General features: G+C 47.0%; 2 protein-coding genes. Both read left to right on the forward strand.

The genetic code is table 11. From position 1 onward, the window contains the following. Positions 1–578 precede the first annotated feature (578 nt). Positions 579–764, forward strand: a complete 186-nt coding sequence (locus tag N2K84_RS20065) for a DUF2683 family protein (protein ID WP_282593618.1) — start codon at positions 579–581, stop codon at positions 762–764. Beyond that, on the forward strand, positions 755–1,021 hold the full coding sequence (locus tag N2K84_RS20070) for a Txe/YoeB family addiction module toxin (protein ID WP_282593619.1): 267 nt from the start codon (positions 755–757) through the stop codon (positions 1,019–1,021). Before N2K84_RS20065 ends, N2K84_RS20070 begins: the two co-directional genes overlap by 10 nt. Positions 1,022–2,020: the final 999 nt, after the last annotated feature.

Genomic DNA, 2,020 nt, shown 5'->3' on the forward strand with positions numbered 1-2,020 from the left:
TGGCATGGTGCCGATTTAAAAGCCCCAGCGGGGCGTAATATGGGTAGCCCCGGGTGGAGTGCAACGGAACCCGGGGATAGGAAGGCGCATTGTTTGGAAGGCGCACCGGAAACCCCGATTGAAATGCGAACCTGGTTGCGCCGCACAGGAAAACGTTAACGAGTAATGAGATATGAGATATGAGATATGAGACACGAGTAGCGAGTAGCCAGTAACCAGCAGCCAGCCGCCTTCATCAAGAATCAATTTTTTAACGCAAAGGCCGCAAAGAAGACGCCAAGAAAAACCCCAGCGGGGTGAAATATTTGTAGAAAAGAGACGCCCCCTTTGTCCCGCACAAGCCGCGCAATGCGAAAACGTTAGCGAGCAGCGTTTAACTAATCACAGTCTCTGAACCACATAAGGCACATAAGAACACATAAGACGAAGCTAGCCGCCAACCGCCAGTAGCCAGCCGTCATTCATCAATCATCAATCATCAATCAAAATGTCCGCGTCCTATTCTTTTGTTGAGTAGCCAGTTGCCGGCCGCCTGTTGTGACTTATTTTTTGTAATTTTGTTGCAAACGATTTAAGATATGAGAACATTCATGATTACTGTAAATGAAAAAACGGCTAAAGGGAAAAAATTAGTTGATTTTCTGAAGACACTAGATTACATAAAAGTAAACGAAAGTCCATATAATCCAGAATTTGTGAAAGAAATTCAAAAATCCCGGATCAGTAAAGGGAAAGCGATTGAGACGAAAGACTTATGGAAGTAGTTTACAAATCGAAGGCCCTTGACGATATTGCGTTTTGGAAAAAAAGCGGGAACAAAACGATCCAGCAGCGGATTTCGAGACTAGTGGAAGATATTAAATTACATCCACAAACAGGCTTGGGACAGCCCGAGGCATTGAAATACGAACTTTCTGGCTTGTGGTCGCGTCGTATTGATAAAGGAAACCGGTTGATTTACGAGGTTTTTGAAAACCAGATTGCTATTCTTTCCCTTCGTGGGCACTATGCGGATAAATAACATCCAATAGGATTGAATAATCATTTATCTTTCTTCAATACATTGACAGGTTGAGCCGCTCGACACGACAACGCGAAAACGCTGCCGCTTTCATCAAGAATCAATTTTTTAACGCAGAGAACGCCAAGAAGGCGCGAAGAAACACCCCAGCGGGGCGTAATATGGGTAGCCCTGGGTGGAGTGCAACGGAACCCGGGGATAGGAAGGCGCATTGTTTAGAAGGCGCACCGGAAAGGTAAATTTGAAATGCTGGCGAAACATGCGCCGCACAAGAATACGATTTAAAATAGCGTTTAACCCTTCCGGGGATTCCAACCCCAAAAGGGTGCGCCGCCCGACACAACAACGCGAACATGCTGCCGGCATTCATCAATCATCAATAATGAATCATCAATCAAAACGTCAGCGTCCTATTCTTTTGCCCGCAGGGCCCCATCTGTGTGGATCGGTGAAAGAACAAGCCAGTGCAAAGCGAAACATCAAATCATAAACATCATATATCATCCGCGTCATCAGCGTCCCCTTTTTTAACGCAGAGAACGCGAAGAAGACGCAAAAGGCATTTACCCAAACCCCTAAAGGGGCTTTTGGCATGGCGCCGATTTAAAAGCCCCAGCGGGGCGTAATATGGGTAGCCCCGGGTGGAGTGCAACGCCTGCCCGGCCTTTGACGGGGAACCCCGGGATAGGAAGGCGCATTGTTCGGAAGGCGCACCGGAAACCCCGATTGAAATGCGAACCTGGTTGCGCCGCACAGGAATACGTTTTAAAATAGCGTTTAAACCTTTCAGGACAGGAAAACCTGAAAGGTTGTGCCGCCCGACACGACAACGCGAACACGCTGCCGCCATTCATCAATCAACATTCATCATTCATCAATCAAAACGTCTGCGTCCTATTCTTTTGCCCGCAGGGCCCAATCCGCGTGAATCGGTGAAAGAACAAGCCAGTGCAAAGCGAAAAACATAATTCATAAACATCATATTACATCAGCGTCATC

It is taken from the genome of Gaoshiqia sediminis, assembly GCF_025907915.1.
GTDB classification, from domain to species: Bacteria; Bacteroidota; Bacteroidia; order Bacteroidales; family Prolixibacteraceae; genus Gaoshiqia; species Gaoshiqia sediminis.